At 49.4% G+C, this 17,880-nt stretch carries 21 protein-coding genes; 6 read left to right on the forward strand and 15 right to left on the reverse strand.

Translation table 11 applies throughout. The features are described from left to right. Window positions 1–14 precede the first annotated feature (14 nt). The 13 genes from fliE to AC6R1A_RS13875 all read right to left on the reverse strand — a co-directional run bounded on the left by fliE (window position 15) and on the right by AC6R1A_RS13875 (window position 13,545). Window positions 15–326, reverse strand: coding sequence for a flagellar hook-basal body complex protein FliE (gene fliE / locus AC6R1A_RS13815; protein ID WP_334555246.1), 312 nt, complete (start codon window positions 324–326; stop codon window positions 15–17). A 96-nt stretch (window positions 327–422) separates the two neighbouring features. Next, window positions 423–1,829 (reverse strand): sigma-54-dependent transcriptional regulator, encoded by a 1,407-nt coding sequence (locus AC6R1A_RS13820; RefSeq protein ID WP_500632779.1) that lies wholly within the window; start codon window positions 1,827–1,829, stop codon window positions 423–425. Window positions 1,830–1,831: 2 nt separating this feature from the next. Beyond that, window positions 1,832–2,890 (reverse strand): sensor histidine kinase, encoded by a 1,059-nt coding sequence (locus tag AC6R1A_RS13825; protein ID WP_500632778.1) that lies wholly within the window; start codon window positions 2,888–2,890, stop codon window positions 1,832–1,834. Window positions 2,891–3,010: 120 nt separating this feature from the next. Then, window positions 3,011–4,477: a sigma-54 dependent transcriptional regulator gene (locus AC6R1A_RS13830; protein ID WP_334555243.1), complete on the reverse strand. Its 1,467-nt coding sequence runs from the start codon at window positions 4,475–4,477 to the stop codon at window positions 3,011–3,013. A gap of 255 nt (window positions 4,478–4,732) precedes the next feature. Further along, a complete protein-coding gene (fliS, locus tag AC6R1A_RS13835; protein WP_500629280.1) occupies window positions 4,733–5,143 on the reverse strand; it encodes a flagellar export chaperone FliS in 411 nt (136 codons plus the stop codon). A 12-nt stretch (window positions 5,144–5,155) separates the two neighbouring features. Continuing rightward, window positions 5,156–5,479 carry a flagellar protein FliT gene (gene fliT, locus AC6R1A_RS13840; protein ID WP_500632777.1) on the reverse strand — a complete coding sequence of 108 codons (324 nt, stop codon included), beginning with the start codon at window positions 5,477–5,479 and terminating at the stop codon, window positions 5,156–5,158. Continuing rightward, window positions 5,463–7,487, reverse strand: coding sequence for a flagellar filament capping protein FliD (gene fliD, locus AC6R1A_RS13845; protein ID WP_500632775.1), 2,025 nt, complete (start codon window positions 7,485–7,487; stop codon window positions 5,463–5,465). Before fliD ends, fliT begins: the two co-directional genes overlap by 17 nt. 20 nt (window positions 7,488–7,507) lie before the next feature. Beyond that, window positions 7,508–7,936 carry a flagellar protein FlaG gene (gene flaG, locus AC6R1A_RS13850; protein WP_334555239.1) on the reverse strand — a complete coding sequence of 143 codons (429 nt, stop codon included), beginning with the start codon at window positions 7,934–7,936 and terminating at the stop codon, window positions 7,508–7,510. A gap of 70 nt (window positions 7,937–8,006) precedes the next feature. After that, complete coding sequence (locus AC6R1A_RS13855; protein WP_487902628.1) at window positions 8,007–9,140, reverse strand: flagellin; 1,134 nt, start codon at window positions 9,138–9,140, stop codon at window positions 8,007–8,009. A 253-nt stretch (window positions 9,141–9,393) separates the two neighbouring features. Continuing rightward, entirely contained in the window at window positions 9,394–10,527 is a 1,134-nt protein-coding gene (locus AC6R1A_RS13860) for a flagellin (protein WP_334555237.1), read from the reverse strand. Window positions 10,528–10,796: 269 nt separating this feature from the next. Further along, window positions 10,797–11,930 carry a flagellin gene (locus AC6R1A_RS13865; RefSeq protein WP_500632297.1) on the reverse strand — a complete coding sequence of 378 codons (1,134 nt, stop codon included), beginning with the start codon at window positions 11,928–11,930 and terminating at the stop codon, window positions 10,797–10,799. 127 nt (window positions 11,931–12,057) lie between these two features. Continuing rightward, entirely contained in the window at window positions 12,058–12,960 is a 903-nt protein-coding gene (locus AC6R1A_RS13870; protein ID WP_500632774.1) for a Dyp-type peroxidase, read from the reverse strand. A gap of 105 nt (window positions 12,961–13,065) precedes the next feature. Beyond that, window positions 13,066–13,545, reverse strand: a complete 480-nt coding sequence (locus tag AC6R1A_RS13875; protein WP_500632305.1) for a DUF2919 domain-containing protein — start codon at window positions 13,543–13,545, stop codon at window positions 13,066–13,068. 133 nt (window positions 13,546–13,678) lie between these two features. Between AC6R1A_RS13875 and AC6R1A_RS13880 the strand changes: the two genes are divergently transcribed. Next, complete coding sequence (locus AC6R1A_RS13880) at window positions 13,679–14,002, forward strand: DUF2956 domain-containing protein (RefSeq protein WP_500632773.1); 324 nt, start codon at window positions 13,679–13,681, stop codon at window positions 14,000–14,002. Then, complete coding sequence (locus tag AC6R1A_RS13885) at window positions 13,986–14,345, forward strand: DUF4156 domain-containing protein (RefSeq protein ID WP_500632772.1); 360 nt, start codon at window positions 13,986–13,988, stop codon at window positions 14,343–14,345. Before AC6R1A_RS13880 ends, AC6R1A_RS13885 begins: the two co-directional genes overlap by 17 nt. Window positions 14,346–14,392: 47 nt before the next feature. Here the strand turns inward: AC6R1A_RS13885 and AC6R1A_RS13890 are convergent, their stop codons facing one another. After that, the gene (locus tag AC6R1A_RS13890; protein WP_334555233.1) at window positions 14,393–14,680 is read right to left on the reverse strand and encodes a winged helix-turn-helix domain-containing protein; all 288 of its coding nucleotides are present in this window, start codon (window positions 14,678–14,680) and stop codon (window positions 14,393–14,395) included. 200 nt (window positions 14,681–14,880) lie between these two features. On the opposite strand from AC6R1A_RS13890, the gene AC6R1A_RS13895 reads away from it, so the two are divergent. The 4 genes from AC6R1A_RS13895 to AC6R1A_RS13910 are packed head-to-tail and all read left to right on the forward strand — an operon-like array spanning window position 14,881 to window position 17,374. Continuing rightward, window positions 14,881–15,228, forward strand: a complete 348-nt coding sequence (locus AC6R1A_RS13895; RefSeq protein WP_500632771.1) for an ArsC family reductase — start codon at window positions 14,881–14,883, stop codon at window positions 15,226–15,228. 58 nt (window positions 15,229–15,286) lie between these two features. Then, the gene (gene dapE, locus AC6R1A_RS13900) at window positions 15,287–16,420 is read left to right on the forward strand and encodes a succinyl-diaminopimelate desuccinylase (protein ID WP_500638853.1); all 1,134 of its coding nucleotides are present in this window, start codon (window positions 15,287–15,289) and stop codon (window positions 16,418–16,420) included. 2 nt (window positions 16,421–16,422) lie between these two features. After that, window positions 16,423–17,097 (forward strand): M15 family metallopeptidase, encoded by a 675-nt coding sequence (locus AC6R1A_RS13905; RefSeq protein ID WP_500633951.1) that lies wholly within the window; start codon window positions 16,423–16,425, stop codon window positions 17,095–17,097. Between the two features lie 7 nt (window positions 17,098–17,104). After that, complete coding sequence (locus AC6R1A_RS13910) at window positions 17,105–17,374, forward strand: DUF2897 family protein (protein WP_500625983.1); 270 nt, start codon at window positions 17,105–17,107, stop codon at window positions 17,372–17,374. Window positions 17,375–17,478: 104 nt separating this feature from the next. Here the strand turns inward: AC6R1A_RS13910 and AC6R1A_RS13915 are convergent. Continuing rightward, the coding region (locus AC6R1A_RS13915) for a DUF2310 family Zn-ribbon-containing protein (protein ID WP_500646188.1) at window positions 17,479–17,880 on the reverse strand (402 nt) is incomplete at its 5' end.

The following is a 17,880-nucleotide window of genomic DNA, read 5'->3' on the forward strand; positions in this document are numbered from 1 at the left end:
GTCGATACCTACTATTAAACTGGCATATTCATCAATTCTTTGTACGCTTCAACAAACTTGTTTCGTACTTGGATTGTCGCATCAAAGGCCACGCTCGATTTGTTACGGGCAATCATGACATCAGACAAAGAGACATCTTCATCTCCGCGGTCAAAGCGCATTTGTAAGTTGCTCGAGGTTTTCGAAAGTTGATTGACGTTATTGATGGCATTGTTGAGTAAGTCGCCAAAATCCGCCCCAACCGTATGACCGGTGGCAGCAGGTCTGGTGTTACTTGCTTCAAACATCATGGCTTGCATTTCGCCCTGAAAACCGTCAATTTTCATCCGTACCTCGATTGTCAACTCTTTGACATTTTGTTCTGCTGTTTCTCTGACGCTGCAAACTGCATGCCACGTTTGAATGAGACGAAAAATAGCACGTTAGTTAGGAATATCAATCCCCGCATCACGCATTTTCGCTAACTTGTAGCGCAAGGTACGTGGACTGATACCCAGCTTCTCGGCCATCTCTTTGCGGCGCCCTTGACACTCGGCCATGGTCTCCAAAATGATTGCGTATTCTTGGTCACGAAGCTCGCCTCCCAAGCCACTTCCCCCTGAGAGCTGACGCGATGCCTCCGCTTCAGCAATCGGCTTGACCTCCGGCGCCATCACATGACTCTCTTGAACGACTTGTTGTAAGCCTGACGCGTCATGCCAATCGTGCCCTTCCAACAGAATGTGCTCAGCGTGAATCTGCCCTTGATCGCTAAGAATCAGGGCACGTTGCACCACGTTATCCAATTCACGTACGTTGCCAGGCCAACGGTAAGTCAGCAATTTATGAATCGCACTTTGCTCCAACTGCGGAACCGGCATCCCAAGTTTTGAACAGTGACGCTGCATCAAGTGATTAGCGAGCGGTTCAATATCCCCCGGTCGGTCACACAGTGCTGGCCAAGTAATCGGAAAGACATTGAGGCGGTAGTACAAATCTTCGCGAAAATGCCCTTCTTGGACGTATTGCTTAAGATCGCGGTTACTGGTCGCCAGTACGCGCACGTCCAGTTTGATGCTTTTGCGACTCCCCAAACGTTCCACTTCTCGCTCTTGCAAAACACGCAGCAGTTTGGCTTGTAGGCTCAAGTCCATCTCACTGATTTCGTCGAGTAAAATCGTACCGCCTTGCGCTTGCTCAAACTTACCCGGACACGCTTGAACGGCGCCCGTAAAGGCCCCTTTCTCATAACCAAATAAGGTAGCTTCAAGCATATTATCTGGGATCGCGGCGCAGTTAATCGCGACAAAAGGGCCCTCTTTGCGCAATGACGCATTGTGTATGTAGCGAGACATAACCTCTTTGCCCGAACCGCTTGGGCCAAGCACCATCACGCTCGCATCGGTTTTCGCCACTCTATCGGCCAACGCCAGCAGCTTAAGGCTTTTTTGGTCTGCGACTACAGCGTCGCCATTGTCATCCGATTTGATCGGCGCGTATCGGCTGACCATATTAAGTAGGACTTCTGGAGCAAAAGGTTTTGCCATGTAGTCAATGGCGCCCTCTTTCATCGCTGACACGGCATCTTCGATATTGGCGTAGGCCGTCATCAATAGCACCGGCAAGTTAGGCCAGTGCTGCTTGATGTTTCTTAGCAAGGCGAGACCGCCCATGCCTGCCATTTGCACATCAGAAACAACGATATCCACCTCTTGGCTTTTTAGCTTAACCAACGCGTCTTCGGCGCTGTCCGCTTCAAGCCATTCGTACCCCGCCAGCGCTAACGTATCGACCAACGCTTCGCGTAGACCTTCATCGTCTTCAACGATCAGTACTTTGCTTTGAGCCATTGTTATTCTCCAGTGCTTAGATCTTGATTGGGTTCCACGTTGCGCTGCAACGGAATACACATGGTGAAGCATGCGCCATCACCCGGTTCTGATATGAGCTCTAAACGCCCATCGTGCGCTCGACACACCATCTGTACCACCGCAAGGCCAAGCCCAGTACCTTGGGAGCGTGTGGTGAAAAAGGGCTCCATGATTTTGCTTTGCAGCTCAGGGGGTACCCCTGGGCCACTGTCTTGAACCGAGATTTTCAGTTCACCCTTCACGGGCCTAAAAAAGACGTCGAGTTGAGACTCTTTGCCTGCAATTTGGATCGCATTCATCACCAAGTTACTCAAGGCTGACGCTAACGCATTGGCATTGCCGAGCAGTAAGGTCTCTTCTTGCTCTACTTCTAAATGATAGTCTATCTGATTGTTCTTTAACGCGGTCTCCACCATGGGGGAGAACTCATCCACTAACTCGCCAATGCAAAAAGGTTTAACGACTTTGTTGTCGCCGCCTTTGGCAAACAGCAACATGTCGTTGACCTGCTTTTCCAAGTCATGCAATCGATCCATTAATTTGGATTGAAAGCGGTCTTTCGTTGCAGGAGGCAGGTTCTGCGCCGCTAAATTAGAGGCGTACAACATGGCACTCGATAAAGGTGTTCTCACCTGATGGGCCAGCGACGCCACCATACGTCCGAGCGAAGAGAGTCTCTGTAAATCACTGATACGCGACTGCAGCAAACGCGTCTCGGTAAGGTCAGTGATGAGAATCAATTGCCCCGTCGCCGAGGCGGAAATCGCCAGTCGGACTTTGCGCCCATTGCGCAAAGAAATTTCATGGCCATCGTCTTCACGCGGCGCAAACGCGTGCTGAATCACTTCAAACCAACGCGACCCCACCAGCGGGACTTCAAGTAATTTTTGCGCTTCAGGGTTGGCTTCTCGTACAACACCTTGTGTATCGAGCAAAATGACACCTGCGGGCATCACATCCAACACTTGCTGATAACGTGCTACTTGCTCTTCTAGCGTGCCCAATGGCATCGCGGGTTCTGTCGGTGGGTTTGAGGTCATGTCGACATTCTTATCGTAAATACAACAATAGCCTGAAATGCAAATTGCATACCAGGCTATTTTATATGTTTTTCAAAGACTTACAAAAGTCGATTATTTGACAGTTGAGTTTTTGTCGCTTTAGCGCTGCAAATTATATTTGCGCATTTTCTCAACTAAGGTGGTGCGTCGCATGCCTAGCATATCCGCTGCGCGTGCCACAACACCACTTTGCGCTTCAAGGGCTTGATTGATCATGTTGACCTCAAGCTCTGCGAGCATCTCTTTAAGATTGACGCCTTCGGGCGGCAGATCTTGCGGCGCGTTATCAAACTCTTGAAATGGGTCGCTCCCTTCGAAGCTAAAGTCTTCAGAGAAAATATCATGCAAGGCATCACGCTCCTGCTCTTCAACCGACTCCGTGGAGTGGTACTCTGGTTGAAACTCAGGAATGTCACTATAACGATACTTGGTGGGTAAGTGGTTAACGTCAACCAAACTGTTGGGATAGAGGATAATCATACGCTCTACCAAGTTCGCGAGCTCGCGGACATTGCCAGGCCACTCATGTTCCATCAATGAATTGATAGAACGAGGCGTGAAGCAAATAGGCTGCGATCCTTCCGATTCCATTCGCGTCATCAACTCTTGCAATAGCAACGGAATGTCTTCTTTACGATCACGCAGAGCGGGCATTTCGATTGGAAAAACGTTGAGACGATAGTAGAGGTCTTCGCGGAAAGATTGATCCACAATCATATTATCAAGATTCCGGTGAGTAGCGGCAATCACTCGTACGTTGACACGAATCGTGGTGTTGCCACCAACACGTTCAAATGTGCGCTCTTGCAAAACCCGCAACAGTTTAACCTGCATCGGCATCGGCATATCGCCGATTTCATCCAAAAAGAGTGTACCGCCTTCTGCCAGTTCAAAGCGCCCTTTTCTTGAAGTGATCGCGCCGGTAAACGCGCCCTTTTCATGACCAAACAGTTCGCTTTCCAGCAGGTCCGGTGGAATAGCACCGCAGTTGATCGGCACAAAAGGCCCATTGCGTCGCGCTGAGTGGTAATGAATATTGCGTGCCACCACTTCTTTACCTGTACCGGACTCACCCAGAATCAACACATTCGCTTCCGTGCCAGACACTTGCTCGATTAGGTGACGCACTTCCTTAATGCCCATGCTCTGGCCAACCAGACTTCGGAACAAGGTGTTTTTTCGAGTCGATGCAGAGACATTCACACCTTTGCGGCCTAGAAAGTCTTTGCAGTGACGTAAGGCTTCACTGAGTTGCGGGTAATTTAATGGGTATTCGAGATCGCCAACATAATTGGTCAGCTCATCGACGGGATAAGAATGCGTACCGGCTATCAGTAAAGGGATATGGTTGGCAGAGGCCAGTTTTTCACTCAGGCTTGCAGGCAGTGAGTCTCCAATCAGGGAACCGACGATACAGCCGCCCCACAAACCAGACCAATTGGGCTCTTCTAATTGGCGAGAAGAGATGGCCTCACACTGTTCTCCTACAAACTCCAATATGTTACTCAGATTGATTCGCGCCTGCGCGTCATCCTCAATCACGAGAATTTTTGCTAAACCTTGCATAGGTGAGAATATTTGCCTTTTATCAGAAACGTTGTGGCTGTTTTATCTGTTCTAACGTCTTTCAATTACAGTGTAGGTGTAACGACAGAGAATGTATAAACTTCTACAACAAAAATAAGCCACTAGGCTACGTAGTGACTTATATTCTATGTGATAAATAGCAAAAGGCAACCGAGCAATAACTCGGTGTGATGTTAAGCCAAAAGCGCGTTAATGAAAGGCTTTCGACTTAACATTTCTTGACCGAAGTGCGGGTTAAATGCCCACTTCTGCTGCGGTAAGGTTATGAAACTCAGTGGGTATTTGATCCCATGCTGATTTGATTTCACGGATAATCTCAATCACATCGTCAATAGGCTGCGGTTCATTTTTATGATTCGCTTCCGTGATCTGAGTGATCATAAACTCATAGAGTTGATCGAGATTCTGTGCAATGTCACCGCCATCATCCATCGATAAGCAGCTGCGTAAGCTGATGATGATGTCTAACGCTTTACCCAAACGCTCTCCCTTCACTGGAACATTGCCAGCTTGCATTGCTGCTTTCCCTTGAATAAGACGCTCGATAGCTCCAGCCATCAGCATTTGCACTATCTTATGCGGGGAGGCCGCACTGAGCTGGCTATCAACCGATACCTTCTTGTAAGCCTGTAAAGAACCACGCATAACTATCCTCTTTTATAAAAACTTTTTGTACTGCTGAACCGAGCGTTGACCATGACGATACTGTTTTAGCGCTTGGCCTGCGAGGGCCGTTTTCTGTTGCATCAACTTCACCATGGCCGCAGTGTCATCTATGGCGCGTTGCCAAGCCGGCAATTGCGCTAACTCAGGGCACTGTTTGATCATGCAGAGTAACTTCTGCAATATCTGTTCCCTTGTATCGACTTGGGCGGTGATTTCTTCAGTATTTATGTCATCTATTGAAAGCAGATGGCCAATAGCTTGATCAATATCACACAAAGTGGCCAGTTGCGCCGAAAAATCATCCGCCAAGTGCATTCATCATCCCTGCTAACTGTGATTGCATTTTACCGGTCGCGTCCTGCATCGCCGAAAATTTGGCGTGAGTTCGCTGCTCCAAACTCGCCATGCGGCGATCCAGTGCCGCCTGATCATCTCGAAGACCATAGTTGCGCTCAATCATGCTCTGCTCACGAGTTCGAATCGACCCAGTCGCGCCAGTTAACCCTTGAATGGCATCTTCCACTTTCTTGGCAAACCCTTGATTGCCGCCAAAAAAGGCTTCAAGCTTATTGAAGTTATTGTTGATTTGCCTGTCGAGCATCGCGTAATTAATCTCAAGATTACCCTGACGTGTGGTGGTGATACCAAACTCGGTTAATGTTTTGAGGTCATCCGGCGCAGGCTCAATAGCGGATGAGAAGACTGATTTCAACCTAGCATCGGCATTGCGGACGATACTGTCGCCTGATAATGGACCCGCCATACCTGTACGGGGATCGACTCCAGACAGTTCTTTTGAGACTTGATAGAACTGATTGTAAGCAGCAACGAACTGCTCAATATCTTGGCGTACACCTTCTCGGTCATACTCTATATCGATTTCCGATGCGGGTTTTCCGGGCGTCGTACGACCTTTTAAGGTTAAATCGACCCCTTCAATGGCATTTTCGATAATGTTGTTGTCACTCGACAACTGGGCGACACCATCAAGCATCACTTTGGAGTCTTGGGCTGCTTGGACCTGCGTCATCCCGCGATAAGACTCAAAAGAGCGTTGTGCGTCCTCAAGGGCTTTTTGCGCGGCATCGACACGTTCTAGATATTCGCGCTCTTCTTTCGGTAATTTTGCTCGCTCCAACTCTTTGGCTTGTTCTGCTGTCAATTCGCCAGCATCAACGCGCTGCTGAAGCGCGGCTTTTTCGTCGGCCACCTTCTGCTCAATACGGGCTTGTTCTGCTTCGAGCTTGGCTTGCGCCTCTTTCGGCGTCACGTAGGAGTCTGTCAGTGTGCCTGACGCGGTGTTACTCCATCCAGGGACATCACCGGCTTTCTCGCGCGCTTTGGCATCGAGCTCAGGCTCTGGTTCCCAATAAGAGTCGAGCAAAGTCCCTGAAGCGGTTTCCGTCCAACCTGGAATGCGATCTTCTGGTTTGATGTACTTGTTCGCCTCAACACCCGCGCCGGCCGCCGCTGCTGCTGCACTATCGGACAGCTCATTCCCTGCTGACGCATCTTTGGCAGCGTTAGGGTCGGCTTGAATGGCCGCTTGCTTTGAGGCATCGGCAATTTCCTGATCGACAAGTTTTGCCGCTTCGATGTTTCTTTGCGCGATGTTGTCGGCAACCGCTTGCTCTTCTGGAGTGAGAGGGACAAGCAGTTCTTGCGCCTGAGCACGTGCACGTTCGAGATCTTTCACGCGCTGCTCAAGCGTTTTGTATTCTAGATTTTTAAGTAGATCACCCGGCTGTGCGTCTGCAAGCAGCGATACGCTGTTCTCTTCACCGGATTTATTGGAGGCGACGATAAGACGAGGGCCGTCTACGTCGTTAATGATTGAGGCGCGAACGCCTGGATTGGCTTTATCGTTGTTGATACCACGTACAATATCGACCAGTTTCGAGCCGGATTGAACATCGACATCAAAACTTCGGTTGCCCATCGAAATCTGCAGCTTGCCCGGTCCAAATTTGCCATCTGCTGGCAAAACATCAGACGCAATTTTATGACTTTGGGCAAGCTGCAACACATCGATAGCGTATCGACCAGCGATAGCTTCTGTGGTTGCCGTCGCGGAGACAACAGAGTCATCGGTCGTATCGACCTTTCTTGCTGCAAACGCTTTCTCTGTACGAAAGTTTTGCATCAAGCTTCTCATCGTATCCAGCGACTCTCTGAGTCGCCCATAGGCACTGATACTAGACTCAATTTCGGCTCGCTCATTGTCGATACGTTGCTGCTTAGGCACACGCTCCGAATCAACAATTTTGCTGACCATGGAATTGATGTCCATGCCAGTGTTCATCCCAATAGGGCCAAAACTCATTCAATCACCTCGAAGTACGATCACACCGTTTGGTTTACTAAGCCCGATGAGTATCGAGCCGTTTGTTCCCTTAGGCGCCGCAATATTACCAGCATCTCTTCGTCGGGTATCTGGCGGATAATATCGCCAGTACTCGCTTCGTAAATAGTGACCACATCTCTCCCCGACTCTTCATCCACTCGAAAGGACAACCCTTTGTTGATGGACGAAATGAAATCATTCATCTCCTCGACCAAACGTTGCCTTTCTTGGCTATTGAGCTTTTCACGAGCTTTCGCCGCTTCTATCGCTTGCGTGACAGACTCGGCAGACTGCTTGCTCATTTCATGGGTAGAGGCCTTTTCTTTACTTAAAGAAATGGACTGCGCACCATCATACTTAGAAGCAATTTTAGTGCCACTTTCTGAGCCGTAAGGCTGGATGTTCGATGTGTTAGATGGTATGTCCATAACAATCTCCCTTCCACCTCATAGGTCAGTAGCGCATGCTACTACCAATAAGCTCCTGCGAACCTACCGATTAACCTAATAAGCTAAGAGCTGCCGACGGTGACTGCTTAGCTTGCGCTAGAACCGACGTACTCGCTTGCTGGAGAATTTGCGATTTGGTCATCGCTGTCGTCTCTTTGGCGTAATCTGTATCAAGGATACGGCTACGAGACGCATTGACGTTCTCGTTGATGTTATCCAAGTTACTGATCGCATGACCAAAGCGGTTCTGGAACGCACCAAGCTCCGCGCGCTGGCTGTCCACGCTCTTTAGCGCGCCATCAATCACTGACACTGCCAGTTGCGAGCCCGCAACGGTAGTGACATCGACATCTGCGACAGTTTTATCTTGCGCGGCGCCAAAGCCGATCTCTCCACCAAGACCACCGCCAATGGTGACATCACCAGAGACTTTATTGGTCGCAGCGAACAGTTGCAGTTTGCCATCTTCGCCAACCGACGCTTTCACATCTTCACTTTGACCATTGATGTAAGTGGCCAATTGCTCGATGTCGTCGCCTTCTTTCGCGTTGATGGTCAAGCTTTTCGCCTCACCGTGCACGTCAGTATAGTCTAAAGTCAGGTCGCTCGCCCCTGCACTCACTGTCCAATCGGGTGTTTTACCCGCCGTAGCAATATACGCTTTACCGCCCATGTCTGCTGTATCAGAACGCATGTTGCCCATGGATAACATCACCGCCTCACCGGAACTGGCACCAATCTGGAACGACTGACTGCCATAAGTACCATTGAGCAACTTATTGCCACCAAACGAAGTGGTTTCGGCTATACGATTCAATTCATCGTTCAGCGCCGTGACTTCTTCTTGGATCGCAATTCGCTCTGAGCGCGAGTTCGAACCATTAGACGATTGCAGTGCCAAATCACGCATACGTTGAAGGATGTTGGTGGTTTCATTCATCGCACCTTCAGCCGTCTGAGCAATAGAGATACCGTCATTGGCATTCTTCACCGCCATGTCAAGACCACGACTCTGAGACGTTAAACGGTTTGAGATTTGTAGACCGGCAGCATCATCACGGGCACTGTTGATTTTGTAACCCGATGACAAACGCTCCATGGATTTCTGCATACCATCCGACGCCCCATTGAGGTAGCGCTGAGCGGTCATCGCAGACACGTTCGTGTTTACGTTAATTGCCATATATTGATCTCCTTTGGCATTAGGGGTGATGCGCTGTCGTGTCTCTCACCTCACTTCGGCGCATCTCATTTCTCTCAGTCTTGTAACGGCGAAACAAAAAATACCTTTAGAAAAAAAATGAAGTTTTTTTCTCTTTGCCTCACATCCGTACAATTTCGTGAAACTGATCTAACTACCATGAAAATCCTTGCAAACACCAAACGTAAAAAATCCAGCCGAAGCTGGATTTTTATTCGATAAGCGCGGAGGGCGATTAGCCAAGTAGGCTGAGTGCCGAGTTTGGCGCCTGTTTCGCTTGAGCCAAGATTGAGCTTGACGCTTGAGACAGGATCTGAGATTTGGTTAGTGCTGTTGTCTCTTTCGCGAAGTCAGTGTCTTTGATTCGGCTCTTCGACGCGTTGACGTTTTCGTTGATGTTGTCCAAGTTGTTGATCGCGTGGTTGAAGCGGTTTTGGAACGCACCCAACTCTGCACGGTGACTATCCACATATTTAAGCGCCGCATCAACAATCGCGACAGACTCTTGCGCGCCGCCCACCGTCGTCACGTCAATGGTGTTCACTGTTACGTCTTGACCTGGGCCCATGTTTAGCTCGCCCGCTAGACCACCAGAGAAGCTCACTGCGCCGTCAACTTTGTTGGTACCTGCAAAGATTTGCAGTTGACCATCTTCATCAACCGAGGCTTTTACCATGTCAGTTTGACCGTTGATGTAAGTCGCAAGCTCTTCAATATCATCCCCTTCTTTCGCGGTGATATTGATGGTTTGTGCTTGGCCGTCAGTGTCAGTCAGGTTGATCGTGAGATCATTGGTACCCGCTTGAACAGACCAATCCTTATCTTTACCGTTTTGTGCAACGTAGCTAGTACCGCCCATGCCAACGTTGTCAGAACGCATGTCGTTGAGCGTCAGCATGACGGCTTCACCGTTGTCTGCACCGATTTGGAACGATTTCGTTGCGTAAGTACCGTTAAGCAACTTGTTACCACCAAAAGAGGTTGTTTCCGCGATACGGTTTAGCTCGTCGTTTAGAGCTGTGACTTCTTCTTGAATCGCCACGCGCTCAGATTTTGAGTTCGAGCCATTCGCTGATTGAAGCGATAGGTCACGCATACGTTGCAAGATGTTGGTTGTCTCGTTCATCGCACCTTCAGCAGTTTGCGCGATAGAGATACCGTCGTTCGCGTTACGTACAGCGACATCAAGACCGCGGCTTTGCACATTCAAACGGTTTGAGATCTGTAGACCTGCTGCGTCGTCTTTCGCACTGTTGATTTTAAAACCAGAAGATAGACGCTCCATTGAAGCTTGTTGTGCATTGTTCGCGCTATTTAGGTAACGCTGTGCTGTCATTGCTGCTACGTTAGTATTTACATTCACTGCCATGGTGATTTCTCCAAATTGATTTTCCGATGTATCCGGTTTCCGACGTCTCGGAAAACCAAAGTAGTTCTCTCAAAGTTACTTTTATTAACGGCGTGAGGCGGAAAAGCTTGAGACATTTTTTTTGTTTTTTTCGAAAAAAAGGCAGTTGGGGAGGAAAACGTGATTAACGGGCAATAATCGTTAAAAAATTCATTTTTTCGCTAAAGCTTTATTTCGACCTGTCGATACCTTTCTCTTTTTTGAGATTTTTGTTTTCTCAACAATGACGATTAATTCAACAGCGTTAGCGCCAGATCGGGTTGCTGTTTCGCCTGGGCAAGGATGGAGGTACTCACTTGTTGCAAGATTTGCTGTTTGACCATCTGCGTCGTCTCACGTGCGTAGTCGGTGTCCTTAATGCGGCTGTTCGAGGCGGCAAGGTTTTCGTTGATATTGCCTAGGTTGTTGATCGCATGGTCAAAGCGGTTTTGCATTGCGCCTAATTCTGCTCGATGGCTATCGACGTACTGCAGCGCCGTATCAATCACTGACACCGCTCGTTGCGCGCCGCCGACGTTGGAAATATCCAGATTATCGACCGCCTCGTAGCCCACCAGCCCCAGTTGCAATTCATTGGCTAAGCTGCCCGAGAAAGATAAGGTTCCTGATGTTTCTTTACCGGCGATAAACAGTTGCAGTTGCCCTTCGTCATTCACCGAGGCGGAGACTTTATCCGTTTGCCCATTGATGTAAGTCGCCAGTTGCTCTATGTCATCACCCTGTTTGGCTTTTATTTGAATTTGTTCTTGCTCACCTACGGCGTTGGTGTACTGAATATTGAGCATCGATGCCCCTTGCGAGACCTGCCAATCTGAACCTGCAGATAAGCCAGCGCGGTAGCTAAACCCGCCCATCGCTAGGGTGTCGGTGCGCATGCTTTTTAGTGACACCTGAACCGCCTCCCCTGAGCTAGCACCGATTTGAAACGAAGAGGTTTCAAAGCCACCATTGAGCAATTTTCGCCCACCAAAAGAGGTCGTTTCTGCTATTCGATTCAATTCGTCGTTTAAAGCGCCCATTTCTTCTTGTAGCGCCTGCCTTTCAGCTTGACTGTTCGAGCCATTGGCCGACTGCAAAGAGAGATCGCGCATACGCTGCAAGATGGAGGTCGTCTCTTGCATCGCCCCTTCCGCGGTTTGCATGATTGAAATGCCATCATTGGCATTGCGCATTGCAACATCGAGCCCGCGCATTTGTGACTCAAGACGATTAGAGATTTGTAAACCCGCCGCGTCATCTTTGGCGCTATTGATCCGACTGCCCGAAGAGAGCCGCTCCAACGATTGATTGAGCATCTCTGTCGCGCTACTCAAATATCGCTGCGCCGTCATTGCTGACACGTTGGTGCTTACGGTGATCGCCATGATTTCACTACAAATTCAATTAAAGTCCTACAGGTTATATCGGCCAATCACGCCATTCTTTAATGACAAATATGAAAAAGCCGAAGCTGGATGCTTCGGCTCTCGCGTTTAAGCTTTATGAGGGAGATTATTTGACGCTTACCGCCGTCAACATTGCCTCAGAAGGCGCGAAGAAGTAAGCCCCGGTGACCGCGGTGGTAAAACGCAACAGTTGATCCGTCTTGCCATCTGTCACACCGTACATACTCTCAAGCATCGCTTTGAAATTGTGCAGCGTATTACAGTAAGCAATGAAGAGCAGACCATGCTCACCCGATACTGAACCATACGGTAAGCTGTGACGCACAATTTTCAGTCCTTTCCCCTCTTCTTTGATGTCAACGCGGCCAACATGCGATGCCGCTGGCACGTCATCTAACTCAATAGAATCCGGTTTTGTACGACCGACCACTTTTTCTTGCGCTGACACGTTAAGGCGATTCCATGCAGGTAAATTGTGCACGAAGCGCTGAACCATCACGTAACTACCGCCGGCGAATTCACCTTCAGGGATGATCGCCACTTCATGACGTTGCCCCTCTTTCGGGTTTTCTGTGCCATCGACGAAATCGGTCATATCACGAGAGTCTAGGTAGCGGTAACCGTATGTCTCATCCACAATCTCGACCTCATCGGCCACCTCCGCCATCAGCGTACGCAGAAGGTAAAAATGCAGGTCATGACGCAGTGAGTGACAGTGAATCAGCACATCGACATCACTGCTTGGCGCCACCACACTACCCGTTCCCAAAACAGGGAACGCCATCAATTCACTTGGCATTGGCGCATCGAGCTGCGACCAAAATGCGTGCGTAAACGCAATCGACAAGGTTAACTGTGCGCCCGGTTGCTGCTGATTGAGCTCAGCCACCTTTTGCGGCAGAGCTTGAAGCTTTTCAAGCACCCCTTGCGGATTCTGTTTGATTTTGAGAAGTGTATATTGAGCGAATGGGCCAGCCTCAGGGAGAATGGCACTTTGTGGCGATGACATTGTTATAACCTCACGTATTTATTGTTCTTTATCCCATTACGTTGGGAGATCAGTATCTGTTCAATTCTTCTTTAACGGTGAATGCACGATTTACGTAGATGCCTTTTACGTAGATGACTTGGTTGACTCATTTTCGACGCCAAGCTGAAAACAATCTTTCACACTGCGACTGTTAACTAGATAGATAATGAGCCAAGTCAGCAATAACCCGATACCACCCTGTGTCCAACTGAAGGCACCGTGATGCAAGTATACCTGGTAAGCCCACTGCAACCACTGAGCAACCGCAATGACTAAGGTGAGCGGGCGACCGTAATACAGTAAACGAGTGAGCCAAGTGCGCTCGGGACTGCGCAAACCATAAAGCCACATCAACGCAATCGTCGGCAACCCCATCAGTAACCCAAGATAGAGACCCGTTTGATTAGGGTACACGATAGTCAGTATCTCACTTCCGGACTCTCGACTGGCGCCAGCGACGACGAAGACAATCCAAGCGCGAGCAAGAAAAAACCACCCTAGCCATAGCCATTTTGGCGCTTTTAAAAAACCGTGTTGATCATAGTGTTCGATGGCGTAGCGCACGACGTTATTCATTTTCTAAGACGACTAACCCACACTGTAAAGTAAAAGCCGCCACTTTGCGACCCGCAAGCCCCCACAAGCCAAAGCGGCGTGCTATGATAAGCCTTTGTTTACTTTCTCAATAAAGACAGCCATGAAAACCAGCCCTTCACCTGAAACCAAGCAAGACGCGCTAGCCATCGCAAAAGCGACGCAAAAGCCGGGGCAGACCAAACTTATTGCTCAAGGGATCGAGAAAGGCATCGCATTGTATAAAAAGCAGCAAAAAGAGAAAGCTCGCCAAGCGGATAAGGTTCGTAAGAAAAATCAGAAAGCCAAAACCGCGCCGACACAGGAAGTGGCGCTTTCCCCTGAACCACAATCGGTTCCTTCTCGCTCAAAGACCAACACTTGGCTCCCTTGGGGGCTACTTATCATCAGTTGGATAGGATTTATTGCTTATGTCGTTAGCCAATAAACATCGCACTTTACTTAACTTTTGCGCGCTCACCTTTTGCGGACTTGCATTGGTAGGGTGCGCGTCACCGAGCATGAGCCTCGACCCTGCGGCGCAGCACGTTCATCTTCGCCAAGATGCCACCTTTGATCCTCTGCGATGTCAGTTCCTTGGTGAAGTGACCGGCAGTGAAGGCCATTGGTACAGCTACTGGTTCTTTGCCAACAATGTGATGATCCAAGGTGCAACCAATGACATCAAAAACCGTGCTCACGCACTAGGCGCAAACACGGTGTATATGGTTTCTCCGCAAGATTTCGTGACTTCATTTACACTCATGGGCAACGCCTATTTGTGTCCGTAAACGAGTACCTGGTATGAGCGATGCCCCGAGTGGGTTCCACTCACTGGCTAAGCTTTAAAGCCCAAACTGGCTGCGATGTCTGAGCGGCGCTCAATCACCCACTGGCTGTCAAACGGACCCCAGTCTGAAAGCTGGTAATAGCCGTCATTATGGCGGCGTCCATCTTGAACAAACATCAATTCAATACCGATACCGGGCAACGCTTTGATCACATCTTGTATGGTGCGGCGTGGCCACCCCGTCTGTTCAATCAGCTTGGGGACATTGGGCCTTTCTAAATTTTCAACGAGCAGTGCAAGATATAGGCGTCTTGCAAACACAGGACTCAACTCCATTGATAACCTCCTAAAGATTTCTATGGTCATTATTTCTGTTTTGCCTGGCGATGTGTTGCGTTTGATCAATAACTCGACAATCGAAATTCGTTGCAACACATTTTTTTTGCTCAATGAAATATATCGATCACACTTTTGTCTCGTTGCTCAGTTCCTGCTACGATGCGAAAACAATAAAAACAGTCATAAAAAGGTAAGTCATGACCATCACTATGTACGGAATTCCTAACTGCGATACGATCAAAAAAGCCAAAAAATGGTTGGAACAACAAGGCATTGAGTACCAATTTCATGACTATCGCAAACAAGGCATAGAAACGAACCTCGTCGAGCGCTTTTGCCAACAGCTTGACTGGCAGCAAGTCCTCAACAAACGCGGCACCACATACCGCCAGCTCAGCGATGAGCAAAAAGCCACTTTAGACAAAGAAACGGCCGTGTCGCTGCTCGTTGAGATGCCAGCGATGATCAAACGTCCGATTCTCGATGTCGACGGTACGCTCCACCTTGGTTTCAAAGCAGACCAGTACACAGCGATTTTTTCGTAGAATCCCTCATATTGCATCACCCACATTGTATTGAAATAAATAATTAAGGAACTCAAGGATGACAGATAGCCCAACATTGGCTCTCGCAAAAGATTTAATTAGCCGCCAGTCGGTGACCCCAGAAGATGCCGGCTGCCAAGACGTAATGATTGAACGCTTAAAAGCCTTGGGATTTGACATCGAAGTGATGGTGTTTGAAGACACCACCAACTTCTGGGCAAGACGAGGAACTGATGCGCCGCTGTTTGCCTTTGCAGGCCACACCGACGTCGTGCCTGCGGGTAAGATAGAACAGTGGCAGACGCCCCCTTTTGAGCCAACCATCAAAGATGGCGTCTTATTTGGTCGCGGTGCAGCGGACATGAAAGGCTCACTGGCCAGTATGATTGTAGCGGTGGAGCAGTTTATTACTGAACATCCTGATCATAAGGGGTCGATTGGTTTTTTGATCACCTCAGACGAAGAAGGCCCCTTCATCAATGGCACTGTGCGCGTGGTTGAAACCTTAATGGCACGCAATGAGCACATTGATATGTGTATCGTTGGCGAACCATCCAGCACAGACATCGTTGGCGACGTAGTGAAAAATGGTCGTCGTGGCTCCATCACCGGCGATTTGACTGTTAAAGGTATTCAAGGCCACGTTGCCTACCCGCATCTTGCCAAAAACCCAGTGCATGAGTCGCTGCTCGCCATTCACGAACTGGCCACGACAGAGTGGGACCAAGGGAACGATTATTTCCCACCCACCAGCTTTCAGATCCCCAATGTGCACGCAGGGACCGGAGCTTCTAACGTCGTCCCCGGGGAGTTCAACGTTCAGTTTAACTTGCGTTTTAGTACCGAACTCAATAACGACACCATCGTCAAACGCGTCCACGACACATTAGACAAGCACCAACTCGACTACGATCTGAAATGGACATTCAATGGTGACCCGTTCCTAACCGATACCGGTGCGCTACTTGACGCTGTTGTGGATGCGGTGGATGCGGTCAACCAAACGAAACCGCAACTCCTCACGACGGGCGGCACCTCAGACGGCCGATTTATTGCCCGAATGGGGGGGCAAGTGGTTGAGCTTGGTCCGGTCAACGCAACCATCCACAAAGTGAATGAGTGTGTAAAAGTCGATGATCTTGAAAAGCTGACATTGATGTACCAGAAAACGCTCGAAAATCTGTTGGTGTAGTCATGACGCCCTCGCAACTGACCGGCAAAGCCTCCGATCACCTGGAAGAGGTGTTGGTGGGAGAAAAAGCGTTTCTGGTGCACCCGAACGCCACACACGCCTTGCTGACGTTAAGAAAAGCGGCACTTGAGGCTGGATTTGACCTGTGCGTTGCGAGCGGTTTTCGGGATTATGATCGGCAAAAAGCGATTTGGAATCGAAAAATGAGCGGAGAGGCTGCCGTGCTCGACAGCCACAGCCGTCCGCTCGACGCTCAATCGCTCACCATTGCAGAGCGCATCCATATCATCATGCGCTGGTCAGCGGTGCCAGGCGCGAGCCGCCATCATTGGGGTACGGATTTCGACGTGTATGCACGTAACTTACTTCCTCGGCATACTTCTCTAAAACTGGAACCTTGGGAATATCACACCGGTCACCAGCAACCTTTCTATCTGTGGCTTAGTCACACCCTGCAGGACTACGGTTTTTTCTTCCCCTATCACACCGATCGTGGCGGTGTCGCTCCCGAGCCTTGGCACATCAGTCACCGAGCGACTGCAGATACTTGCCTTAGCCACCTCACCCCAGCCTTGCTGACTGAGCAGTGGCACGATCCCGAGCTACTGGGAAAAGAGTACCTGATCTCAAACGTCGATACGCTGTATACTCAGTTTATCACCAATATTAGCGCGTAGGCTTGCAATGGAACTGTTCACTAACCCTTGGTTTATCATCATTCTGGTCGTCTGTTTTATGGTCGGCAACATCGCGGCACTGCGCTATGTCTCCTACTTGAAACTCAAACCAACTAGCAAAACGCAGCCAACAGACGCAGAGCAAGAGCGACGCAGCGATGAAGCGCTACTCAAAGAGCTACTCGAAGAAAGCGAGGAAAGCACGCCAGAGGGCAGCGACCCAATGACCAATAATAGTGCCACTAGCAACACCACTCACCCGCAGAACAAAGACTAAGCTACCTCCCTAATTCTGAACATCTCCAATTCAGATCATCTCCGATTCAGAGCATTACGCGGAGCCATCTCCGCGTATCAGCCAAGTCGGTTTAGCCCGGCGATCTATTTGATATGATCCCACGACATGTTTGAGACCAATCGGCACTCGTCGCATTTAAAATGAAACACGTCATGAAGCGGCTCGTCTAAGCGCCAGTCGCCACCACACTTGGGGCATAACCTAGCCTGCTCAGTCGCGAGGCTCTCGCCTCCGACGCGATACTGATAGTAGTAAGTGGGGATTTGCGTGATGTACTCAATCCGGCCGCGCAAATCCCAGCCACGCTTAAATAGCACGCTGTCCACGTCACCAATCTCATGCAAGGCCGCATGTTCAGCGCGGCACGCACCGGCCATTTGCAGCTCATCGCACGCTTGCCATTCCGTCTGCCATTTGATCACCGCTTTATGATCGCCATTGAGCGTTGGGCCATTGCGGTATAAAGGGATAGGCAGCAAGGTATC

It is taken from the genome of Vibrio sp. R10-SG3-ISO3, from assembly GCF_059834225.1.

What these genes read in the sequence shown, in the direction of transcription:
- fliE (WP_334555246.1), bottom strand. Translation starts at nt 326, where the DNA reads ATGAAAATTGACGGTTTTCAGGGCGAAATGCAAGCCATGATGTTTGAA.
- AC6R1A_RS13820 (WP_500632779.1), bottom strand. Translation starts at nt 1,829, where the DNA reads ATGGCTCAAAGCAAAGTACTGATCGTTGAAGACGATGAAGGTCTACGC.
- AC6R1A_RS13825 (WP_500632778.1), bottom strand. Translation starts at nt 2,890, where the DNA reads ATGACCTCAAACCCACCGACAGAACCCGCGATGCCATTGGGCACGCTA.
- AC6R1A_RS13830 (WP_334555243.1), bottom strand. Translation starts at nt 4,477, where the DNA reads ATGCAAGGTTTAGCAAAAATTCTCGTGATTGAGGATGACGCGCAGGCG.
- fliS (WP_500629280.1), bottom strand. Translation starts at nt 5,143, where the DNA reads ATGCGTGGTTCTTTACAGGCTTACAAGAAGGTATCGGTTGATAGCCAG.
- fliT (WP_500632777.1), bottom strand. Translation starts at nt 5,479, where the DNA reads ATGCACTTGGCGGATGATTTTTCGGCGCAACTGGCCACTTTGTGTGAT.
- fliD (WP_500632775.1), bottom strand. Translation starts at nt 7,487, where the DNA reads ATGAGTTTTGGCCCTATTGGGATGAACACTGGCATGGACATCAATTCC.
- flaG (WP_334555239.1), bottom strand. Translation starts at nt 7,936, where the DNA reads ATGGACATACCATCTAACACATCGAACATCCAGCCTTACGGCTCAGAA.
- AC6R1A_RS13855 (WP_487902628.1), bottom strand. Translation starts at nt 9,140, where the DNA reads ATGGCAATTAACGTAAACACGAACGTGTCTGCGATGACCGCTCAGCGC.
- AC6R1A_RS13860 (WP_334555237.1), bottom strand. Translation starts at nt 10,527, where the DNA reads ATGGCAGTGAATGTAAATACTAACGTAGCAGCAATGACAGCACAGCGT.
- AC6R1A_RS13865 (WP_500632297.1), bottom strand. Translation starts at nt 11,930, where the DNA reads ATGGCGATCACCGTAAGCACCAACGTGTCAGCAATGACGGCGCAGCGA.
- AC6R1A_RS13870 (WP_500632774.1), bottom strand. Translation starts at nt 12,960, where the DNA reads ATGTCATCGCCACAAAGTGCCATTCTCCCTGAGGCTGGCCCATTCGCT.
- AC6R1A_RS13880 (WP_500632773.1), top strand. Translation starts at nt 13,679, where the DNA reads ATGAAAACCAGCCCTTCACCTGAAACCAAGCAAGACGCGCTAGCCATC.
- AC6R1A_RS13885 (WP_500632772.1), top strand. Translation starts at nt 13,986, where the DNA reads ATGTCGTTAGCCAATAAACATCGCACTTTACTTAACTTTTGCGCGCTC.
- AC6R1A_RS13890 (WP_334555233.1), bottom strand. Translation starts at nt 14,680, where the DNA reads ATGGAGTTGAGTCCTGTGTTTGCAAGACGCCTATATCTTGCACTGCTC.
- AC6R1A_RS13895 (WP_500632771.1), top strand. Translation starts at nt 14,881, where the DNA reads ATGACCATCACTATGTACGGAATTCCTAACTGCGATACGATCAAAAAA.
- dapE (WP_500638853.1), top strand. Translation starts at nt 15,287, where the DNA reads ATGACAGATAGCCCAACATTGGCTCTCGCAAAAGATTTAATTAGCCGC.
- AC6R1A_RS13905 (WP_500633951.1), top strand. Translation starts at nt 16,423, where the DNA reads ATGACGCCCTCGCAACTGACCGGCAAAGCCTCCGATCACCTGGAAGAG.
- AC6R1A_RS13910 (WP_500625983.1), top strand. Translation starts at nt 17,105, where the DNA reads ATGGAACTGTTCACTAACCCTTGGTTTATCATCATTCTGGTCGTCTGT.